Annotated in this window: 17 protein-coding genes and 1 pseudogene; 11 read left to right on the top strand and 7 right to left on the bottom strand. The window is 62.0% G+C overall.

Annotation, left to right across the window (positions count from 1 at the left end):
• Positions 1 to 44: 44 nt before the first annotated feature.
• Together bmt and GOX53_RS22000 are read right to left on the bottom strand one after the other, a co-directional pair.
• Positions 45 to 1,061 (bottom strand): betaine--homocysteine S-methyltransferase, encoded by a 1,017-nt coding sequence (bmt, locus tag GOX53_RS22005; protein WP_171180225.1) that lies wholly within the window; start codon positions 1,059 to 1,061, stop codon positions 45 to 47.
• A gap of 124 nt (positions 1,062 to 1,185) precedes the next feature.
• Positions 1,186 to 1,506 (bottom strand): DUF1476 domain-containing protein, encoded by a 321-nt coding sequence (locus GOX53_RS22000; RefSeq protein WP_171180224.1) that lies wholly within the window; start codon positions 1,504 to 1,506, stop codon positions 1,186 to 1,188.
• Positions 1,507 to 1,693: 187 nt separating this feature from the next.
• Here GOX53_RS22000 and purC point away from each other — a divergent pair, with 187 nt between their 5' ends.
• The 6 genes from purC to GOX53_RS21970 all read left to right on the top strand — a co-directional run bounded on the left by purC (position 1,694) and on the right by GOX53_RS21970 (position 10,001).
• Positions 1,694 to 2,449 (top strand): phosphoribosylaminoimidazolesuccinocarboxamide synthase, encoded by a 756-nt coding sequence (gene purC / locus GOX53_RS21995; protein WP_171180222.1) that lies wholly within the window; start codon positions 1,694 to 1,696, stop codon positions 2,447 to 2,449.
• 92 nt (positions 2,450 to 2,541) lie between these two features.
• Positions 2,542 to 2,772 (top strand): phosphoribosylformylglycinamidine synthase subunit PurS, encoded by a 231-nt coding sequence (gene purS / locus GOX53_RS21990; protein ID WP_171180219.1) that lies wholly within the window; start codon positions 2,542 to 2,544, stop codon positions 2,770 to 2,772.
• A gap of 53 nt (positions 2,773 to 2,825) precedes the next feature.
• Positions 2,826 to 3,494: a phosphoribosylformylglycinamidine synthase subunit PurQ gene (gene purQ / locus GOX53_RS21985; protein ID WP_171180217.1), complete on the top strand. Its 669-nt coding sequence runs from the start codon at positions 2,826 to 2,828 to the stop codon at positions 3,492 to 3,494.
• Between the two features lie 36 nt (positions 3,495 to 3,530).
• Positions 3,531 to 5,309 carry an ATP-binding protein gene (locus GOX53_RS21980; protein WP_171180214.1) on the top strand — a complete coding sequence of 593 codons (1,779 nt, stop codon included), beginning with the start codon at positions 3,531 to 3,533 and terminating at the stop codon, positions 5,307 to 5,309.
• 15 nt (positions 5,310 to 5,324) lie between these two features.
• A complete protein-coding gene (locus tag GOX53_RS21975; RefSeq protein ID WP_171180212.1) occupies positions 5,325 to 6,659 on the top strand; it encodes a sigma-54 dependent transcriptional regulator in 1,335 nt (444 codons plus the stop codon).
• A 555-nt stretch (positions 6,660 to 7,214) separates the two neighbouring features.
• On the top strand, positions 7,215 to 10,001 hold the full coding sequence (locus GOX53_RS21970; protein ID WP_171180210.1) for a ribonuclease E/G: 2,787 nt from the start codon (positions 7,215 to 7,217) through the stop codon (positions 9,999 to 10,001).
• A gap of 40 nt (positions 10,002 to 10,041) precedes the next feature.
• Here GOX53_RS21970 and GOX53_RS21965 read toward each other — a convergent pair whose 3' ends face one another.
• A complete protein-coding gene (locus GOX53_RS21965; protein WP_171180208.1) occupies positions 10,042 to 10,275 on the bottom strand; it encodes a sulfurtransferase TusA family protein in 234 nt (77 codons plus the stop codon).
• 116 nt (positions 10,276 to 10,391) lie between these two features.
• Between GOX53_RS21965 and GOX53_RS21960 the strand changes: the two genes are divergently transcribed.
• The 4 genes from GOX53_RS21960 (at position 10,392) to GOX53_RS21945 (ending at position 14,826) form a co-directional block, all read left to right on the top strand.
• Positions 10,392 to 11,144 carry a cytochrome c biogenesis CcdA family protein gene (locus GOX53_RS21960; protein ID WP_171180206.1) on the top strand — a complete coding sequence of 251 codons (753 nt, stop codon included), beginning with the start codon at positions 10,392 to 10,394 and terminating at the stop codon, positions 11,142 to 11,144.
• 135 nt (positions 11,145 to 11,279) lie between these two features.
• Positions 11,280 to 12,521, top strand: a complete 1,242-nt coding sequence (locus GOX53_RS21955; RefSeq protein ID WP_171180204.1) for a hypothetical protein — start codon at positions 11,280 to 11,282, stop codon at positions 12,519 to 12,521.
• Positions 12,518 to 13,867 (top strand): cytochrome P450, encoded by a 1,350-nt coding sequence (locus GOX53_RS21950; protein WP_171180201.1) that lies wholly within the window; start codon positions 12,518 to 12,520, stop codon positions 13,865 to 13,867. The genes GOX53_RS21955 and GOX53_RS21950 overlap by 4 nt, the downstream gene beginning before the upstream one ends.
• 71 nt (positions 13,868 to 13,938) lie before the next feature.
• Positions 13,939 to 14,826 (top strand): fructose bisphosphate aldolase, encoded by an 888-nt coding sequence (locus tag GOX53_RS21945; protein WP_171180200.1) that lies wholly within the window; start codon positions 13,939 to 13,941, stop codon positions 14,824 to 14,826.
• Between the two features lie 136 nt (positions 14,827 to 14,962).
• Here the strand turns inward: GOX53_RS21945 and GOX53_RS21940 are convergent, their stop codons facing one another.
• From GOX53_RS21940 to fumC, 4 genes and pseudogenes are all read right to left on the bottom strand, one after another.
• The gene (locus tag GOX53_RS21940) at positions 14,963 to 15,571 is read right to left on the bottom strand and encodes a DNA-3-methyladenine glycosylase I (RefSeq protein WP_171180198.1); all 609 of its coding nucleotides are present in this window, start codon (positions 15,569 to 15,571) and stop codon (positions 14,963 to 14,965) included.
• 60 nt (positions 15,572 to 15,631) lie between these two features.
• On the bottom strand, positions 15,632 to 15,853 hold the full coding sequence (locus tag GOX53_RS21935) for a ribbon-helix-helix domain-containing protein (protein WP_171180196.1): 222 nt from the start codon (positions 15,851 to 15,853) through the stop codon (positions 15,632 to 15,634).
• Positions 15,850 to 16,037 (bottom strand): annotated as a pseudogene (locus GOX53_RS21930) (DUF4169 family protein). Before GOX53_RS21930 ends, GOX53_RS21935 begins: the two are co-directional and overlap by 4 nt.
• Positions 16,037 to 17,431, bottom strand: a complete 1,395-nt coding sequence (gene fumC, locus GOX53_RS21925) for a class II fumarate hydratase (protein ID WP_171180194.1) — start codon at positions 17,429 to 17,431, stop codon at positions 16,037 to 16,039. Before fumC ends, GOX53_RS21930 begins: the two are co-directional and overlap by 1 nt.
• A gap of 208 nt (positions 17,432 to 17,639) precedes the next feature.
• On the opposite strand from fumC, the gene GOX53_RS21920 reads away from it, so the two are divergent.
• Positions 17,640 to 18,197 (top strand): hypothetical protein, encoded by a 558-nt coding sequence (locus GOX53_RS21920; RefSeq protein WP_171180193.1) that lies wholly within the window; start codon positions 17,640 to 17,642, stop codon positions 18,195 to 18,197.
• The last annotated feature ends 90 nt before the right edge of the window (positions 18,198 to 18,287 follow it).

Here is an 18,287-nt window from a genome sequence, read left to right as displayed (position 1 = left end):
GGCGTTTGTAAACGCCTTGGTCGCGAAATGTCGAATGTCGCGCCTCAGGCCCGGCGGCGACGGCGGCCTCGCCGTTCGGGGGCTGCGGCCTCATCACCGGTGCCGTCTGAGGCCGAGGTGAACGGCCCCAGCGCCGAGGTGATCTGATCCAGTGTCGGGCGTTCGCCGCGCGCGGTGGTGTCCAGCGCCTCGCGCATCTTGCGCAGATGGTCCGGCATGGTGCCGCAGCAGCCGCCGATGATCGTGGCGCCTGCATCCCGCGCCATGGCGGCGTAGTGCCCCATCAGATCGGGCGTGCCGTCATAATGGATGTGGCCATCGACATATTTCGGAATGCCTGCATTGCCCTTGGAGATGATCGGACGCTCGGTGCCTTGTGCCGCAAAGCCCAGCACGGTGCGCAGGATATCCGACGCGCCGGTGCCGCAATTGGCGCCGAAGGCCAGCGGCGGGTTGGGCAGGGTCTCAACCAGTTGCGCTAGATCTGACGAGGTCACGCCCATCATGGTGCGGCCTGCAGTGTCGAAACTCATGGTGCCGCACCAGGGCATGTCGGCCAGAGCAAATGCCTCCGCGGCAGCGCGGAACTCTTCCGGTGCCGAGATGGTTTCGAGCCACAGAACGTCAACGCCGCCCTCTTTCAGGCCCTCGGCCTGTTCATGGAACATCTCGACGGCATGGGCGTGCGTCAGGGCGCCTACCGGCTCCATGATCTCACCCGTCGGGCCGACCGAACCCGCCACGATCACCTTGCGCCCGGCCTTGTCGGCCACGGCGCGGCCCAGTTCAGCCCCGGCCTGGTTCAACTCGCGCACCCGGTCTTGTGCGTCGTGCAGCTTGAGCCGGGCGGCGGTGCCGCCAAAGGTGTTGGTCAGAAACAGATCGCTGCCCGCATCGACCGAGCCCCGATAGAGTGCGATGATCTTATCCGGCTCGTCGGTGTTCCAAAGCTCGGGTGCATCGCCCGACTGCAACCCCATCTGGAACAGGTTGGTTCCGGTTGCGCCATCGGCGAGGATGACATCATGACTGTCGAGCATGGATGCAAAGGCGTTGGTCATTTTTCTGAATCCCGATGCACGGCACCCGAAGGGTGCCAAATGTGAGACACCCCGTCTCTCACGGACGGGGTGTCAAAGCAAATTCATAAATCTCATGAAGATCATGAGGAGGGCAGCGGCAACCTTAGATCTCGGCCTCTGACATGACCTGCTCCTTGGCTTCGACCAGCAGCTCCGCCATCTTCTCGCGAATCTTCGCTTCGTCGGCGAGGTCACCCAGGTAACCCTTCACCGCCTCCACGACATCGTCTTCGCTGACGTTCTGCAGGTCGGCGCGGACCAGTTCCTGACCATAATCCCGAGCTTTTTCAACAGGTTCGCCTTTGAGGGTCGAGGCCCATACGGCCATAAAGCGGTTTCGGCGCATCCGGGCAATGAACTGCATCTTTTCGTCATGCGCGAACTTGTTTTCAAACGCGGCTTCACGTTCGTCGAATGTGGTCATTGGTTGGGGACCTCGTGGGTTACAACTTCTTTCCTGATGATATGACTGTACGGGACGCCCGGTGCAAGGGATTTGCGCTGCGTCAAAGCCCCTCGGGTCGCATGAACTTGCGGGACAGGGGGGCTTGGACTATGAGGGCCCCACGGAGAGGGACTCATTCCCTCACCTCAGACTGGAAAGGTCGCTCATGGCGCGTCGCAAGAAGATTTACGAAGGCAAGGCCAAGATCCTGTATGAGGGCCCCGAGCCGGGCACCATCGTGCAGTATTTCAAGGACGACGCCACCGCCTTTAACGCGGAAAAGAAGGACGTGATCGAAGGCAAGGGCGTGCTTAACAACCGCCTCAGCGAGTTCTTCATGACCGGCCTCAATCAGATCGGTGTGCCGACCCATTTCATCCGCCGCCTGAACATGCGCGAGCAACTGGTGCGCAATTGCGAGATCATCCCGCTCGAGGTGATCGTGCGCAACTATGCCGCCGGCTCGATGAGCAAGCGTCTTGGCATCGCCGAGGGCACCCAGCTGCCGCGCCCGATCGTGGAATATTGCTACAAGGATGACAGCCTTGGCGATCCGCTGGTGACCGAAGAGCATATCGCCGCGTTCGGCTGGGCCGGACAACAGGACATGGACGACATCCTGAGCCTGGCGCTGCGGGTCAACGATTTCCTGAGCGGGGTGATGCTGGCTGTCGGCATCCGGTTGGTGGATTTCAAGATCGAGATCGGCCGAATTTACGACGGCGATTTCCAACGTCTGGTGGTGGCCGATGAGATCAGCCCCGACAGCTGCCGCCTATGGGACATCGAGACGGGACAGAAGCTGGACAAGGATGTGTTCCGCCGCGATCTGGGCAATCTGACCGACGCCTATTCCGAGGTGGCGCGGCGTCTGGGCGTGATGCCCAAGAGCGCGGTGGCCAAGCCCACACTGATCAACTGAGGCCGCGCGCCCGGTGGCGGGCGCGGGTTTTGCGTATTTTTGGCAAGAAGAAGCGGCATGGGCTTCTTTGCAGACTTGAGGGACGAGACGAGATGAAGGCACGGGTGCATGTGATGCTCAAAAACGGAGTGCTGGACCCGCAGGGTGAAGCGGTGCGCCATGCGCTGGGGGCCATGGGGTTCGACAAGGTCGAAGGCGTACGTCAGGGCAAGGTGATCGACCTGGAACTGGCTGAGGGCGCGACTGAGGCGGATGTGACCGAGATGTGTGAAAAACTGCTCGCCAACACCGTGATCGAGCGCTACGAGATCAAGCTGGTCTGATGCCCGGGCGGCATCTCCGTCATTCCCGAATTTGAGACCCAGGAGGTTCTGCCATGCGTGCAGCCGTTGTCGTATTCCCCGGATCGAACTGCGATCGTGATCTGACCGTGGCCTTTGAGCAGGCCGGGTTTCAGGTTGAGATGGTCTGGCACAAGGATGCAGCACTGCCAGCGGGCGTGGACATCGTCGGCGTGCCGGGCGGGTTTTCCTATGGTGACTACCTGCGCTGCGGCGCCATCGCGGCGCAATCGCCGATCTGCAAGGCGTTGGTCGAGCATACCGAGCGCGGCGGCTATGCCATAGGTATCTGCAACGGCTTCCAGATCCTGACCGAGACCGGCATCCTGCCCGGCGCTCTGCTGCGCAATGCGGGGCTTAAGTATATCTGCCGCACCGTGGGGCTGAAGGTCGAGACTTCGGCCAGCGCCTTTACCGAAGGCTATAATGCGGGCGACGTGATCGGCATTCCGATTGCTCATCACGACGGAAACTATTTCGCCGATGACGCGACATTGTCCGCATTGCGCGATCAGGACCGGATCGCGTTCACCTATACCGAGAATCCGAACGGGTCGTGCAGCGATATTGCCGGTATCCTGTCGGAAAACCGGCGCGTTCTCGGGATGATGCCGCATCCCGAGCGTGCCGCCGATCCGGGCCATGGCGGCACCGACGGGGCGGCGCTCTTCCGCGCATTGGCGGGTGTTCTGACGCCCGCGTGACTTGAGTAGCCGGCCCCGGCGGCTTAGCTTCGGGCCATGAGTGCAGACGAACATCTTGCGCGCCCGTCGCGTTGGTCCTGGCTGCGAGCCGGGTCTATTGGCTGGCGGCTGCGGACGGTGGTTGCAGTGCTGCTGGTGGCGACTGCCGCGACCGTCTGGATCACCAATCGTCTGCTGACGAACAGATTCACCGAAAGCACCCGCAACCGGGCCGAGCTGCGGCTGGCGCTCTATTCCGGCAACCTGCTGAGCGAACTTCGGCGCAATGCCATCGTTCCGCAGCTTCTGGCGCGCGATCCCACGCTGATCTCGGCATTGCAATCGAACAACTTCTCTCTGTCGACCCAGCGGCTGATCTCTTTTGTCGAAGAAATCGGCGCCGCCTCGCTGATGCTGCTGGACCGGGATGGGCGGAGTGTGGCCGCAACGGATCGCAACCGGCTGGGCGAGATGCATCGCGGTGCACCCTATTTCGTCGAGTCCGTACGCTCAAATGCCACGATTTTCTCGGTAATCCCGCGCGAGGCGGGCGGGTACAGCTTTACCTATGCCCGCAGGCTTGAAGCAGGGGCCGGGGTGCTGGGTGTCATCGTGGTCGAGGTGGACCTGCACAAGTTCGAACGTGCCTGGGCGGGTATCTCGGACGCGGTGATGGTCACCGACAGCACCGGTACGATCATTCTGTCCACTGAGCCGCAATGGCGCGGCCTCGATGAAAACGCGGCCCTTCTTAGGCAGCCGGCACAGAGCGCCATCCAGCGCGCGATCCGGGCTACCACCGATTGGACCGCGGTTCCCGCGGACGCCTACCTGCAGGGCGAGGCAGTGATGCGGATGGAAACCCGCATTCCGTTCCGCGGCTGGCAGATGACCTCGTTCACCACCTACGCGTCGATCCGCGAGCGGGTAAACGGGGTGCTGGCGCTGGAAATCATGGGCTTTGCGATTCTGTTGGCGCTGGCCTTCTATGCGCTCAGCCGCCGAACGGCGTTGCGAATGGCGTTGTTCCAGCGCGAGTCGGCGGAGCTTCGCGCACTTAACGCCAGGCTACAGCGGGAAATTGCTGAGAGGGAACGGGTTGAAAAGACGCTGGAAGTTGCCGAGCAAACCCTTGCCCAAAGCTCGAAACTGGCCGCTCTGGGCGAGATGTCGGCGGCGGTCAGCCACGAGTTGAATCAACCTCTGGCGGCGATGAAGACCTACCTGGCAGGTGCGCGCCTGCTGCTGCGCCGCAACCGCCCCGAAGAGGCGTTGGCGAGCTTTGGCCGCATCGATGGACTGATCGAGCGGATGGGGGCGATTACACGGCAGCTCAAGTCCTATGCGCGCAAGGGGGCGGATGCGTTCAGCCCCGTGAATCTTGGCGATGCGCTGGCCTCATCCCTGTCGATGATGGAGCCGCAGCTGCGCCAGCGGCAGGTCAAGATCACCCAGATCCTGCCCGAGGAACCGGTGCTGGTGATGGGCGACCGGATGCGGATCGAACAGGTCATGGTCAACCTGCTGCGCAATGCGCTCGATGCCACCAAATCGGTGGCGGACCCGGATGTCGAAATCATCCTGGCGGCGGGCGAGACCGCGATCCTGACGGTGCGCGACAACGGCCATGGCATCGAGGACATCGAGAGCCTGTTCGAGCCCTTCTACACCACCAAGCAGCCGGGGGACGGGGTCGGGCTGGGGCTTGCCATCTCCTCCGGGATCGTGAACGACCACGGGGGGCGGCTGACGGCCCGGAACGCGCAACACGGGGGCGCGGTTTTCGAGATGCAGCTGCCGATACTTGAGAAAGATGGCCTTGAGGCCGCTGAATAAAGACGAGGAATGACTATGGCACAGGCCATGAAGATCGCCATTGTTGACGACGAACAGGACATGCGCCAGTCGATCAGCCAATGGCTTGCCCTGTCCGGCTACGACACCGAGACCTTTGCCAGCGCGGAAGAGGCGCTCAAGGTGTTGGGGCCGGAATATCCGGGCATCGTAATCTCGGACATCAAGATGCCGGGCATGGACGGGATGCAGTTCCTCAAAAAGCTGATGGGCGCCGACAGCACCCTGCCGGTGATCATGATCACCGGCCATGGCGATGTGCCGATGGCGGTCGAGGCGATGCGCGTTGGTGCGTTCGATTTCCTTGAAAAACCCTTCAACCCGGATCGGATGTCGGAACTGGCCAAGCGTGCCAGCAATGCCCGGCGTCTGACGCTGGACAACCGCGCCCTGCGCCGCGAACTGTCGGGCGGGGCGCAAATCATGAACAAGCTGATCGGCGCCAGCCCGGTGATGGAGCGTCTGCGTGAGGACATTCTGGACCTGGGGCAGGCCGACGGCCATGTGCTGATCGACGGCGAGACCGGCACCGGCAAGACGCTGGTGGCGCATGCGCTGCATGCGGTGGGAAGTCGGGCAGGCAAGAAGTTCGTGCTGATCTCCTGCGCGGCACTTGAGGAAGAGACGCTGTCCAAGCGCCTTTTCGGTCCGATGCTGCCCGAAGACGCGCAACTGCCCGCCATCGAAGAGGCGCGCGGCGGCACGCTGGTGCTCGAGGATATCGAGGCGCTGAGCGACACGTTGCAGGCGCGGCTGTTGAGCGTGATGAACGAGCAGGGCACGCCTGCCGAGACTCGGATCGTGGCGATCTCGAACCTGCAGGAGGCGGGTAAGACCTGCGAGGACGCGCTGCGCCCGGATCTGTTCTACCGTCTGGCCGCGCTACGCATCACCATGCCGCCGCTGCGTCAGCGGGGCGAGGACATCTTGACGCTGTTCACCCGTCTGTCTGAGCAGTTTGCCGAGGAGTATGGCTGTGACGCGCCGCAGGTCAGCGCTCAGGAGGCTGCGCAACTGTTGCAGGCGCCTTGGCCGGGGAATGTGCGTCAGTTGATCAACATCGCCGAACGCGCGGTGCTGCAGGCGCGACGCGGATCGGGAACCATCGCCTCGCTCCTTATGTCGGATCATGAAGAGATGCAGCCGGTGATGACCACCGAAGGCAAGCCGCTGAAGGAATATGTCGAGGCGTTCGAGCGGATGCTGATTGACAACACCATGCGCCGTCACAAGGGTTCAATCGCGTCCGTTATGGAGGAGCTGTGCCTGCCGCGCCGGACGCTGAACGAGAAGATGGCCAAATACGGCCTGCAGCGGTCGGATTACCTCTGACGGCTGCGAAACGGTCCGGGCGGGGAGGGGGCCAGCCCCCTCTTGGCCCTTTGGGCCAATCCACCCCCGGGATATTTTCAAACAGAAGAAGGGGCAGAGGCGCGCGCCTGCATTTGGAATTGCGTAAGGCGGGATTTGGCCATTGTCTTTTCCACAACTCTCCCCTTATTGTGTACCGACGGGCCGGGCCCGATTGACGTCCCATAAGCCCCGTTCTTGAGTTTCGCTGCTCTGCCGCAGTTGGCGATGACCGTTGAAACGGCAAAGCAGACCGATTGTGCCCCGTTTTCGGGGCAATAGTGTGCCTTCTCCCGGAGTTGCGGGTGAGAGGAATAAATGGGCAGGCGCTGGCATCTTTCGCGCCTGTCGGAGAAGAACCGCGATGACGCGCGCGCAACCATTGAGTGAACGAGCAGGGGGCCAGAGTGCCAGACCCTGCCGCGCGCCGTCCGATATCGCCCTGACAAGACACCGTCCCGAAAGCGACATTCCCAAAACACTCGGTCCACCAGGGCCGGGCAGGTCAGCGCATTTGGCGCGGTGCACCAAGGACACATGGCAAAGAAAATGCTCATCGATGCCACCCACGCAGAGGAAACTCGCGTTGTGGTGGTGGACGGAAACAAGGTCGAGGAGTTCGACTTTGAATCCGAAAACAAGCGCCAGCTTGCAGGAAACATCTATCTCGCAAAGGTAACCCGGGTCGAACCCTCGCTTCAGGCGGCCTTTGTGGACTATGGCGGTAACCGCCACGGGTTCCTCGCCTTTTCCGAAATCCATCCGGATTACTACCAGATCCCCGTCGCCGACCGTGAGGCGCTGATGGAGGAGGAGCGCGCCTATGCCGAGGCGATGAAGGCGCGCGACGAGGCGGACGAGCCCAAGCCGAAATCCAAACGCCGGTCGCGTTCGCGCACCAAGGCAGCTGATGTGAAAACCGACGATCCGGTCGAAACCAAGGATGTTTCGTCGGAACCCAGCGGCATGGAAACCATCGACCTGGCCGATGGTGACGAGGCAGAGGACCACGACGTGCCCGAAGGCACCTCGCCGATGGAATTGGTGGCGGAAACGCCGGTTGAGGAGCCGGTTGACGCCGCTGAGGCGTATGCCTCTGCGGAGGACAGCTCGGAAACTGCTGAAACCGCATCGGATTCAGGCAGCCAAACAGAAGCAACCTCTCAGAGTGACGAGGAAACCCCGGGTGAAGAGCCCGAGGCGGAAGCGGCTAGCGAAGATGCTGCAGCCGACACCACAGACGAGAGTGACGGCGACGCCGACGAAGGCGATGACGATGATGGAGAGGACGACGAGGACAAGGCCCGGGCTGACGCCTCGTCCAAGGATGACAGCATCGAATCTGTCGCTGACGAAGACGATAGCGAGGATATCCGGCCGCCGCGCAAGCCGCGTCCGCGCCGCTACAAGATTCAAGAAGTCATCAAGGTCCGCCAGGTACTGCTGGTGCAGGTGGTCAAGGAAGAGCGCGGCAACAAGGGCGCGGCGCTGACGACCTACTTGTCGCTCGCAGGCCGTTACTGCGTGCTGATGCCCAACACCGCCCGTGGCGGTGGCATCAGCCGCAAGATCACCAATGTGGCCGACCGCAAGAAGCTCAAGGAAATCGCGTCCGAGATCGACGTGCCCAGCGGCGCAGGCCTGATTGTCCGCACGGCTGGGGCCAAGCGAACCAAGGCCGAGATCAAACGCGACTACGAATACCTCCAGCGGCTGTGGGAGCAGATCCGCGAACTGACCCTGAAATCCATCGCCCCCGCGAAGATCTATGAAGAGGGCGATCTGATCAAACGCTCGATCCGCGACCTCTATAATCGCGACATTGACGAGGTTCTGGTCGAGGGCGAGGCGGGCTATCGCATCGCCAAGGATTTCATGAAGATGATCATGCCGTCGCACGCCAAGAACGTGCAGCGGTACGAAGGGGCTCTGCCCCTGTTCGCGCGCTATCAGGTAGAAAGCTACCTGAGCTCGATGTTCAACCCGACGGTGCAGCTGAAATCCGGCGGCTATATCGTGATCGGCGTGACCGAGGCGCTGGTGGCAATCGACGTGAACTCTGGACGGGCCACCAAGGAAGGCTCGATCGAGGAAACCGCGCTCAAGACCAACCTGGAGGCTGCCGAGGAAGTGGCGCGCCAGCTGCGTTTGCGCGACCTTGCCGGTCTGATCGTCATCGACTTCATCGACATGGACGAGCGCAAGAACAACTCGGCGGTCGAAAAGCGGATGAAGGAGAAGCTCAAGACCGACCGTGCCCGCATCCAGGTGGGCCGGATCTCGGGCTTTGGCCTGATGGAGATGAGCCGCCAGCGTCTGCGCCCCGGCATGATCGAGGCGACGACGCAGCCGTGCCCGTCCTGCCACGGCACGGGCCTGATCCGCTCGGACGACAATATGGCGCTGACCATCCTGCGACAGATCGAGGAAGAGGGTACCCGCCGCCGGAGCCGCGAGGTGCTGGTGCGTTGCCCGGTCGGTATCGCCAACTTCCTGATGAACCAGAAGCGCGAGCATATCGCGCAGATCGAGGCGCGTTATGGCCTTTCGGTGCGGATCGAGGGCGATATCCATCTAGTGAGCCCCGATTTCTCGATGGAGAAGTTCAAGACCGCCAGCCGGGTAGTGCCGGTGGCCAGCGCGCCGGTGGTGTCGGTGGATGCCTCGATCATGGATCAGGTCGATGCTGCCGATGAGGTCGAGGAAGAAGTGGTTCCGTCCGAGGAGGAGCCCAAGCCCAAGCGCAAGCGCCGTCGCCGTCGCCGCAAGAAGGGTGGTGGCGGAGCAGATACGCCCGAGGTGACCGAGGCGCAGGACGAAAGTGCGACTGCCGAGGATGAAGCGGGCGAAGAGGCCAACGCCGACGCTGCGACGGATAAGGATGAGCCGGCTGAGAAGCCCAAGCCCAAGAGGCGCCGTTCGTCGCGCGGCAAGAGCAAGGCCAAGAAAGAAGAAGCTGCTGCTGAGGCCGTGGCCGAGGACGCCGCTGCACCTGCTGAGGAGCCTGCTGCAGACAGCGTGACCGAGCCAGAGATGGCGGAGGCGCCGGTTGAGGAGGCGCAGGCTGTAGAGGCCGTCGTCGAGGAAGAACCGGCAGCTGAAGCCAGCGAAGAGCCTGCGGTCGCAGCCGAGCAATCGGAAGCCGCGCCCGAGGATGAGCCGTCTGAGCCGGTGGCAGAGCCTCAGGAAGAGGTTGCAGAGCCCGAAGCGGCCGAAGCCCCGCAGGAGGCCGAGCCGGTGCTGGAAACCGTGGCTGAAGAGCCTGCGCAACCGGCGGAACCGCCCAAGCCGAAACGGCGCGGATGGTGGTCGCTGGGAAACTAGGCGAGCGAATGAAAGGCGGGCTGTGAAGCCCGCCTTTTTCTTATCCGCCCTTGCGGATCAGGTAGGTTTGGTGCCCGTTTTCCTCACCTTGCGAGACCAGTGCGTGACCTGCCTCGGCGCAGAAATGGGGCACGTCCACGATTGCCGCCGGATCATCGGCCAGCACACGCAGCAGCGCCCCTTGCGGCAGGGATTTCAACCGTTTGCGGGCCTTGAGGACGGGCAGAGGGCACAAGAGGCCCAACGCGTCCAGTGTTTCGGTCACGTCACTCATATCCCGCAGATATTCGTCCGCGCCGCCCCTGTCCAGCGGGTGGCCCCTCGCGGACCACGAGGATGTGACCGCATGGCATCGTGACGCGGCTGCGCGGATGACATATGTGCAAAGACATGTTCGGAATAGACATCATCGACGCGGGACTGCTGCCCGCCATGTTCATCGCGATGCTCGGCGGGGTGATCAGCTTTCTCAGCCCGTGCGTTCTTCCGATCGTGCCACCCTATCTCGCCTACATGAGCGGGGTGACGATCAATGAGATGCAGGATCAGGCCCGGGCACGGCGCAAGGCGACGCTGACGGCGCTGTTTTTCGTGCTGGGCCTGTCGACGGTGTTCCTGTTGCTGGGGTTCACCGCTTCGGCTTTTGGCGCCTTTGTGCTGTCGAATCAGGTGCTTTTCGCCAAGATCTCAGGTGCGGTGGTGATTATTTTCGGGCTGCACTTCCTGGGTGTGTTCCGCATTCCGCTACTGGATCGCGAGGCGCGGATGGAGACCGGCGATGCCGGAGGCTCGGTCTTTGGCGCCTATCTGCTGGGGCTGGCCTTTGCCTTTGGCTGGACGCCCTGCATCGGCCCGCAGCTGGGTGCGATCCTATCGCTGGCGGCGTCTGAGGCCTCGGTGGCGCGGGGGACGCTGCTGCTGGGGGTTTATGCGGCGGGGCTGGGTATTCCGTTCCTGCTGGCGGCGATGTTCCTCAACCGCTCGATGTCCGTGATGAACCGGATCAAGCCGCATATGGGCAAGATCGAAAAGGCGATGGGCGCGCTCTTGCTGTTTGTCGGCGTCATGCTGATTTCGGGCCTCTTTACCGAGTTCAGTTGGTGGCTGCTGGAGACTTTCCCCGGCCTCGCCACGCTTGGCTGAGCGTGGCAAGGGGGGGCTGTCTGCCCCCCATCGTGCGATGCACGATTCCCCCCGAGGATATTTATAAACAGAAGAAGATCACGGGGTTAAACTTCCCGGGTTGCTGCGCTAGGCTGCGCGGCAGAGGACAAGGCCATGAGCAGTCAGACGCCGCAGAAACAGGTGCGCCGCCGCCGGGTGTTCTATATTCCCGGCTACGATCCGATTCATCCGCGCCGATATCGCGAACTCTATCGGAGTGAGGGCGCGGCGCAGGCGAAGATTTCGGGCTATGAACTTGATCTGAAATCTAAAAGCGGGCAGGGGCCTTATGGCTGGCTTGTGACGTCCATGCAGGATGGGGTGACAACCGAAACCGATATCGAGGCGCTGGTCTGGTCGGATATCGTGCGGCAGAGCATGTCCAACTCAATCCCTGCAACCTATCTGCAACTGGCCCGGACGGCTTGGATTTATGTGGTGTCGGGCGCGCTGTGGCGGCTGATGCGGTTGCGCAAGGGGCCGGTGATCGCGGCACTCTATCCGGTGGGGATGCTGCTGCTACAATTGGTGCTGGCAGCGTTGGCTGGCTGGGCGTTGGCATCGCTGGTTACGCTGGCTGAGCCTTGGTTGCCGGGGGTGGCGCTGCGTGCGGTCGGGCTAATGGCTGGCTTAGGCGTTGCGGTTCTGATCCTGCGCTGGTTCCGGGCGCGGGACGGTAAGTTGTTCGCGTACTACCTGATGCATGACTATGCCTATTCGGCACAATCGGGCGGGGCCAATCCGCCCGAACTCGAGGTGCGAATGGCCGAGTTCGGCGATCTGATTGCAGGGGCGCTGGCCGGGGAAGTGGATGAGGTGCTGGTGGTGGGCCACAGCTCGGGCGCGCATCTGGGGGTGTCGGTGCTGGCCGATCTGATCCGGGCGGGGCGTGTGCCAGCAGATGGCCCGGCGCTGGGGTTTTTGTCGCTGGGGCAGGTGGTGCCGATGGTGTCGTTTCTGCCTGAGGCGCATCGCTTGCGGGCCGATCTGCATTACCTCTGCACTCGTGAGGAGTTGGCTTGGGTCGATGTGTCGGCCCCCGGCGACGGCTGCGCCTTTGCGCTGTGCGATCCGGTGACGGTGAGCGGGGTGGCGGCGGAGGGTAAACGCTGGCCGCTGGTCTTCTCCGCAGCCTTCACTCAGACGCTGTCGCCGGATCGCTGGGCCGAGTTGCGCTGGCGCTTTTTCCGGCTGCATTTTCAGTATCTCTGCGCTTTCGACCAACCCGGGGACTACGATTATTTCCGCATCACCGCCGGGCCGCTGACACTGGCCGAGCGCTACGAAAACCGCGCGCCGTCGAAATCGCGGATCGACGTGGCAGTCAGCAAATATACCTCGATGGCGCCCGCATGAGGCCGCCGAAACCGCCCTCGCGCCCGGACAAGGTCTCGCTCTGGCGGTACCTGAAACTGTTCCGGCAGGACATCCTGTCGGCGCAGCCCGCGCGTCTCTACCGGGCGTGGATGGCCGAGTTCCGCACGCCCTTTTTCCGCTCATACCTGATTAACCAGCCGGAACTGGTCGAGACGGTTCTGAAGACCCGCCCCGACGATTTCCCCAAATCCGACCGCATCCGTGAGGGGTTGCGCCCGCTGCTGGGCGAGTCGGTGTTTCTGACCAATGGCGAGACCTGGAAGCGCCAGCGCCGCATCATCGACCCGGCCTTCGAGGGTGGGCGGCTTAAGGATACATTCCCGGCGATGTGGGCTGCGTCCGAGGCCTGTGTGGCGCGGCTGCGGGGGCAGGTGGGGCAGGTGACCGAGATCGAGGAGGTTACCAGCCACGCCGCGGCGGATGTGATCTTTCGCACCCTGTTCTCGATCCCCATCGAGCATGAGGTGGCCGCCCGTGTGTTCACCCGCTTTCGCGCCTATCAGCGCGAGCAGCCGCTTCTGAACCTGGCCGCCTTCATCCCGGTGCCGCGCTGGGTGCCCCGGTTCCATTCGCGCGCAACGCGGGACAATGCAGCCCAGATCCGAGATCTGATCCGACAACTCACAACCGAGCGCATAGCGCGGATCGAAGACGGTACCGCGCCTGACGATCTGGCTACCAAGATCATGACCACGGCCGATCCGCAGACCGGTGATCGTTTCGATACCGATGAGATGGTCGATCAGGTTGCGATCTTTTTCCTTGCCGGGCACGAAACCAGCGCCTCGGCGCTGGCCTGGGCGCTCTGTCTGATGGCGATCTACCCCGAATGGCAGGACAGGCTGGCTGAGGAGGCAAAGGCGCTGGATGACAGCTCGTTTTCGGTGATGTCGAAACTACGCATCAGCCGAGATGTGTTTCGCGAGGCGCTGCGGCTCTATCCGCCGGTGCCCATGATGGTGCGCGAGGCTACATGCCCGGAACGCTTTCGGGATCGCGAGGTGCCAAGGGGCGCGCAGATCGTGCTCAGCCCCTGGCACCTGCACCGGCATGAGCGACTCTGGGAACGTCCGGATGAGTTCGACCCGTCCCGGTGGCAGACCGAGAATGGCAAACAATGTCAGCGCACGGCCTATATTCCGTTTTCCGCCGGTCCTCGCGTCTGCACGGGTGCCGGGTTTGCCATGGTCGAGGGCCCTCTGATCCTGTCCATGCTGTTGCGCCATTTCCGCTTTGAGCGGGTCGAGGGCCGTGACCCGGTGCCGGTTGCCCATCTGACCATACGGGCACGCGATGGCATCTGGTTGCGCGTGGTTGAGCGCTAACAAACTACCATCGTTGGAAACCATGCTGTATGCGGGTTTCAAAAGCGGAATCAATTGAACGGGAAAGCAATATGTCCAAAGCAGATCAGCGCGAACAGATGACGAATGGTGCGGGTTTCATCGCCGCTCTGGACCAGAGTGGTGGATCGACTCCGAAGGCGTTGGCGCTTTATGGCGTGGATGCGGCGCAGTACAGCTCGGATGAGGAGATGTTTGCCGAGATCCAGAACATGCGCGCGCGGATCATTCTGGCGGACGATTTTACCAAGGAGAAGGTGATCGGCGCGATCCTGTTCGAGCGCACGCTGGGCGAAGAGATCGAGGGCCGCAAGGTGGCCGATTATCTGTGGTCCGTCAAAGGCGTGGTGCCGTTCCTGAAGATCGACAAGGGTCTGGAAGAGCAGGTCAACGGTGCGCAGGTGATGAAGCCGATCCCGGGGCTGGCCGAGACGCTGGCCAAGGCGGCTCCGTTGGGGGTGTTCGGCACCAAGGAACGTTCGGTGATCCATGAGGCCAATGCCGAGGGCATCGCCGCCGTGGTCGCACAGCAGTTCGACGTAGCGCGTGAGGTCGTGGCGGCGGGTATGGTTCCGATCATCGAACCCGAGGTGAACATTCATTCGGAAACCAAGGTCGAGGCCGAGGATATCCTGAAGGCAGAGCTGCTGAAGAACCTCGATGCGCTGGAAGAGGGGCAGGACGTGATGCTGAAGCTGACCCTGCCCAGTAAAGCCAACCTATTCGACGAGGTGGCCGATCATCCCCGCGTACTGCGTGTGGTGGCGCTGTCGGGTGGCTATTCGACCGATGAGGCCTGTGATCTGCTGGGCCAGAACGGCAAGATGATCGCCTCTTTCTCGCGCGCGCTGACCGAGGGGCTGTCGAAACAGCAGTCGGATGCAGAGTTCAACTCAGCGCTCGGCAGTAATATCGACAAGATCTATCAGGCCTCAGTCTGATTTTGGTGTGTCAACCCCGTTCGCGCCGTGGCGCGGGCGGGGGCCAAGGTGTTTGCAAACGCCTTGAAACAAGCGGTTTGAAAACCGCTTTAGCCGCTTGCAAGCGGCTTGGGACCGGCGAAGTCCGACCGCCGTTCTACTCAGGTTTGGTGAAGTCCTGCCGCATCTGCGCGGCCTTCTCGCGCATCACGCAGCCTGTCGCGTGGTCGTTCACCAACCCCATCGCTTGCATGAAGGCAAAGACCGTCGTGGGTCCCACGAATTTCCAGCCGCGTTTCTTGAGGTCCTTGGACATCGCCACCGACTCGGGTGAGGTCGAGGCGGTCTGTGGTTCGGGCAGATCCTCGGGCCGCGCCTCATAGCGCCAGACGTAAGCTGCGATTGAGCCCTCTTGCGCCACCAACTCCTGCGCGCGGGCAGCGTTGTTGATCACCGCTTCGATCTTGCCGCGATGACGGATGATACCCGCGTCCTGCAGCAGGCGCTCGACATCCGCATCGGTGAATTCGGCCACCTTGTCGTAGTCGAACCCATGGAAGGCCGCGCGAAAGTTCTCGCGCTTGGCCAAGATGGTGCGCCAGCTGAGGCCGGACTGAAAGCTCTCAAGACACAGCTTTTCGAACAGGCGTTGATCGTTGCCGACCGGATAACCCCATTCCTTGTCGTGATAGTCGAAAAACTCGGGCGCGGCTTGACACCAACTGCACCGTGGGCGCCCGTCCGGGCCGGTCACTGTCGCACTCATGGTATATTCCCGTTTTGTTCTCGTGTGATTGGGCCACGAAACCAAAAGATTTGCAAGATGTCATTGCCGGGTTCGGTACCAGTTCAGAACAAAGACGCGGATGGCCGAGGCGAGACCGGTTTCGGGATCTCGATCTACATCAATTTCGGATGCCAATACGTTGATAGGCAATTGTTTTTTCTTCGCGATATCGCGAAACGCCTGCCAGAACTCATCCTCGAGCGAGACCGAGGTTCTGTGCCCCTTGAGCGTGAGCGAGCGTTTCACCGGGCGTCCGCTCATTTGTCTAACTCATGCCCGTCGTGATCCCGACGTTCCTTGGCGGCCCGGGCCTTGTCGAGGTCCTTTTCGGCTTTGCTGCGCCCGAAAGCGATTGAATTTTGATCCGCGCGGGCCTTTTTTTGGCCCGTGCTTTTTCTTTCCGGTACCCGTTCAGGTTAACCGGCCCTGAACCAGACCCCGCCATCAGCCCTTGGGCCCGATCATCTGTTCGGGGCGGACAACGGCGTCGAAGGTTGCCTCATCCACAAAACCAAGCGCGATGGCCTCTTCCTTGAGCGTCGTGCCGTTTTTGTGCGCGGTTTTGGCGACCTTGGTGGCGTTGTCATAGCCGATGGTGGGGGCCAGTGCGGTGACCAGCATCAGCGATTCCTTCATCAGCTTGTCGATGCGCGGTTCATTGGCCTTGATGCCCAGCAGCATCCGCTCGGTAAAGCTGTCGGCGGCGTCGCCGAGAAGCTGGATGGATTGCAACAGATTGTAGGACATCATCGGGTTGTAGACGTTCAGCTCAAAATGACCCTGCGAACCTGCGAACTTGATCGCCGCGTCGTTGCCCATCACATGGGCCGCGACCTGTGTCAGCGCCTCGGCTTGCGTCGGGTTAACCTTGCCCGGCATGATCGACGAGCCCGGTTCATTCTCAGGCAGGATCAACTCGCCCAGGCCCGAGCGGGGACCAGACCCCAGAAAGCGGATGTCGTTGGCGACCTTGTAGCAACTGCCCGCAATGGTGGCCAAAGCGCCAGACAGGAAGACCATGGCGTCATGGGCGGCCAGCGCCTCGAACTTGTTGGGCGCGGTGACAAAAGGCAGGCCGGTGATGTCGGCCATGTTGGCGGCCACGGTCTCGCCCCAGCCTTTCTGGGTATTCAGCCCGGTGCCCACGGCAGTGCCGCCCTGTGCCAGCTCGTAGATGCCCGGTAGGCAGGCTTTGACGCGGGCGATGCCCTGGCGGATCTGATGCGCGTAGCCGCCGAATTCCTGGCCCAGCGTCAGCGGTGTGGCATCCTGCGTGTGGGTGCGGCCGATCTTGATGATATCCTTGAACTCTTCTGCCTTCTGCTCAAGCCCTGCGGCCAGTTTATCCAGCCCCGGCAGCAGCACGTCGCGCACGCTCATCGCGGTGGCGATATGCATGGCGGTGGGGAAGGTGTCGTTCGAGGACTGCCCCATGTTGCAGTGATCGTTCGGATGCACCGGGTCCTTGGAACCGATCACGCCGCCAAGGATCTCGATGGCGCGGTTGGCGATCACCTCGTTCGAGTTCATGTTCGACTGGGTGCCCGAGCCGGTCTGCCACACCACCAGCGGGAAGTTGTCGTCGAACTTGCCCTCGATCACCTCTCCTGCGGCCTGAATGATCGCATCGGCCAGTTTCGCATCCAGCTTGCCGCTGTCCTTGTTGGCCATGGCGCAGGCTTTCTTGATCACGCCCAGCGCACGCACGATGGCCACAGGCTGCTTCTCCCACCCGATGGGAAAGTTCATGATCGAGCGCTGGGTCTGCGCGCCCCAATACTTGTCGGACGGAACCTCTAGCGGGCCAAAGCTGTCGGTTTCGGTGCGGGTCTGAGACATCTGTCACTCCGTCTGGTATGCAGTCGTATGCCGTTTAACCGCAGCGCGGCCATCGCGCAATCGGCCAGTTGCGCGCACCTTATGCGCAAGCGCGGCCAAGGTATAGGCAAGGAGGCGCGTCAATTTTTCGTTGGCCTCACGCCGAGTTGTCATTGTGCCCGGACCCGACCCCTGTAAGATATTCTGTGCAATGGCGATGGAGGTCCTGATGCGCGCATTGACCCTGATCCGGACGGGCCTGACCCGATGGTTTCTGACCTTGGGCCTATTGCTGGGCTTTGCCATCCCGGTGCAGGCAGGGGATATCGCACCCTTCATCGGTGACTATCTGGGATCGGCCGAGGTCGTAGATGTCGACGGTACGGCCACGCCTCGGGATATGAGCGTTTCAATCTCAGAGACCAAGGATGGCTTTAATGTCAGCTGGGCCACCATCACCTACAAGGCCGACGGACGGGTGAAAGAAAGCAAGTATTCGGTCGATTTCCTGCCCACGGACCGCTCGGGCATCTTTTCAGCGGCGATGCGGCGCAATGTGTTCGGCCATGCGGTGCAGCTTGACCCGATGAAGGGCGAACCCTTTGTCTGGGGCCGGATCGACGGAGATGTGCTGACAGTCTATTCGCTGTTCGTGGACGACCAAGGCGGCTACGAGTTGCAACAATTCGACCGGACGCTGGCAGAGAACGGTCTGAACCTATCCTTTTCCCGGCTGCGCAACGGGGAAAAGGCGCGGTCGGTCGAGACCTTCCTGCAAAAGCAGTAAAGCACTTTGCGAAGAACTTTACACGCCGAGTATCACTTAAAGCCTCCCGCCATTAACCTGAGACATAGCCGGCAGCCTTGAAGTAGTTCC

The sequence above is a fragment of the Ruegeria sp. HKCCD8929 genome, assembly GCF_013031405.1.
GTDB lineage: Bacteria > Pseudomonadota > Alphaproteobacteria > Rhodobacterales > Rhodobacteraceae > Ruegeria.
This window is presented reverse-complemented; position numbering and strand designations above follow the sequence as displayed.

Coding starts and splice junctions, on each gene's coding strand:
- bmt (WP_171180225.1), bottom strand. CDS start 1,061: ATGACCAACGCCTTTGCATCCATGCTCGACAGTCATGATGTCATCCTC.
- GOX53_RS22000 (WP_171180224.1), bottom strand. CDS start 1,506: ATGACCACATTCGACGAACGTGAAGCCGCGTTTGAAAACAAGTTCGCG.
- purC (WP_171180222.1), top strand. CDS start 1,694: ATGGCGCGTCGCAAGAAGATTTACGAAGGCAAGGCCAAGATCCTGTAT.
- purS (WP_171180219.1), top strand. CDS start 2,542: ATGAAGGCACGGGTGCATGTGATGCTCAAAAACGGAGTGCTGGACCCG.
- purQ (WP_171180217.1), top strand. CDS start 2,826: ATGCGTGCAGCCGTTGTCGTATTCCCCGGATCGAACTGCGATCGTGAT.
- GOX53_RS21980 (WP_171180214.1), top strand. CDS start 3,531: ATGAGTGCAGACGAACATCTTGCGCGCCCGTCGCGTTGGTCCTGGCTG.
- GOX53_RS21975 (WP_171180212.1), top strand. CDS start 5,325: ATGGCACAGGCCATGAAGATCGCCATTGTTGACGACGAACAGGACATG.
- GOX53_RS21970 (WP_171180210.1), top strand. CDS start 7,215: ATGGCAAAGAAAATGCTCATCGATGCCACCCACGCAGAGGAAACTCGC.
- GOX53_RS21965 (WP_171180208.1), bottom strand. CDS start 10,275: ATGAGTGACGTGACCGAAACACTGGACGCGTTGGGCCTCTTGTGCCCT.
- GOX53_RS21960 (WP_171180206.1), top strand. CDS start 10,392: ATGTTCGGAATAGACATCATCGACGCGGGACTGCTGCCCGCCATGTTC.
- GOX53_RS21955 (WP_171180204.1), top strand. CDS start 11,280: ATGAGCAGTCAGACGCCGCAGAAACAGGTGCGCCGCCGCCGGGTGTTC.
- GOX53_RS21950 (WP_171180201.1), top strand. CDS start 12,518: ATGAGGCCGCCGAAACCGCCCTCGCGCCCGGACAAGGTCTCGCTCTGG.
- GOX53_RS21945 (WP_171180200.1), top strand. CDS start 13,939: ATGTCCAAAGCAGATCAGCGCGAACAGATGACGAATGGTGCGGGTTTC.
- GOX53_RS21940 (WP_171180198.1), bottom strand. CDS start 15,571: ATGAGTGCGACAGTGACCGGCCCGGACGGGCGCCCACGGTGCAGTTGG.
- GOX53_RS21935 (WP_171180196.1), bottom strand. CDS start 15,853: ATGAGCGGACGCCCGGTGAAACGCTCGCTCACGCTCAAGGGGCACAGA.
- fumC (WP_171180194.1), bottom strand. CDS start 17,431: ATGTCTCAGACCCGCACCGAAACCGACAGCTTTGGCCCGCTAGAGGTT.
- GOX53_RS21920 (WP_171180193.1), top strand. CDS start 17,640: ATGCGCGCATTGACCCTGATCCGGACGGGCCTGACCCGATGGTTTCTG.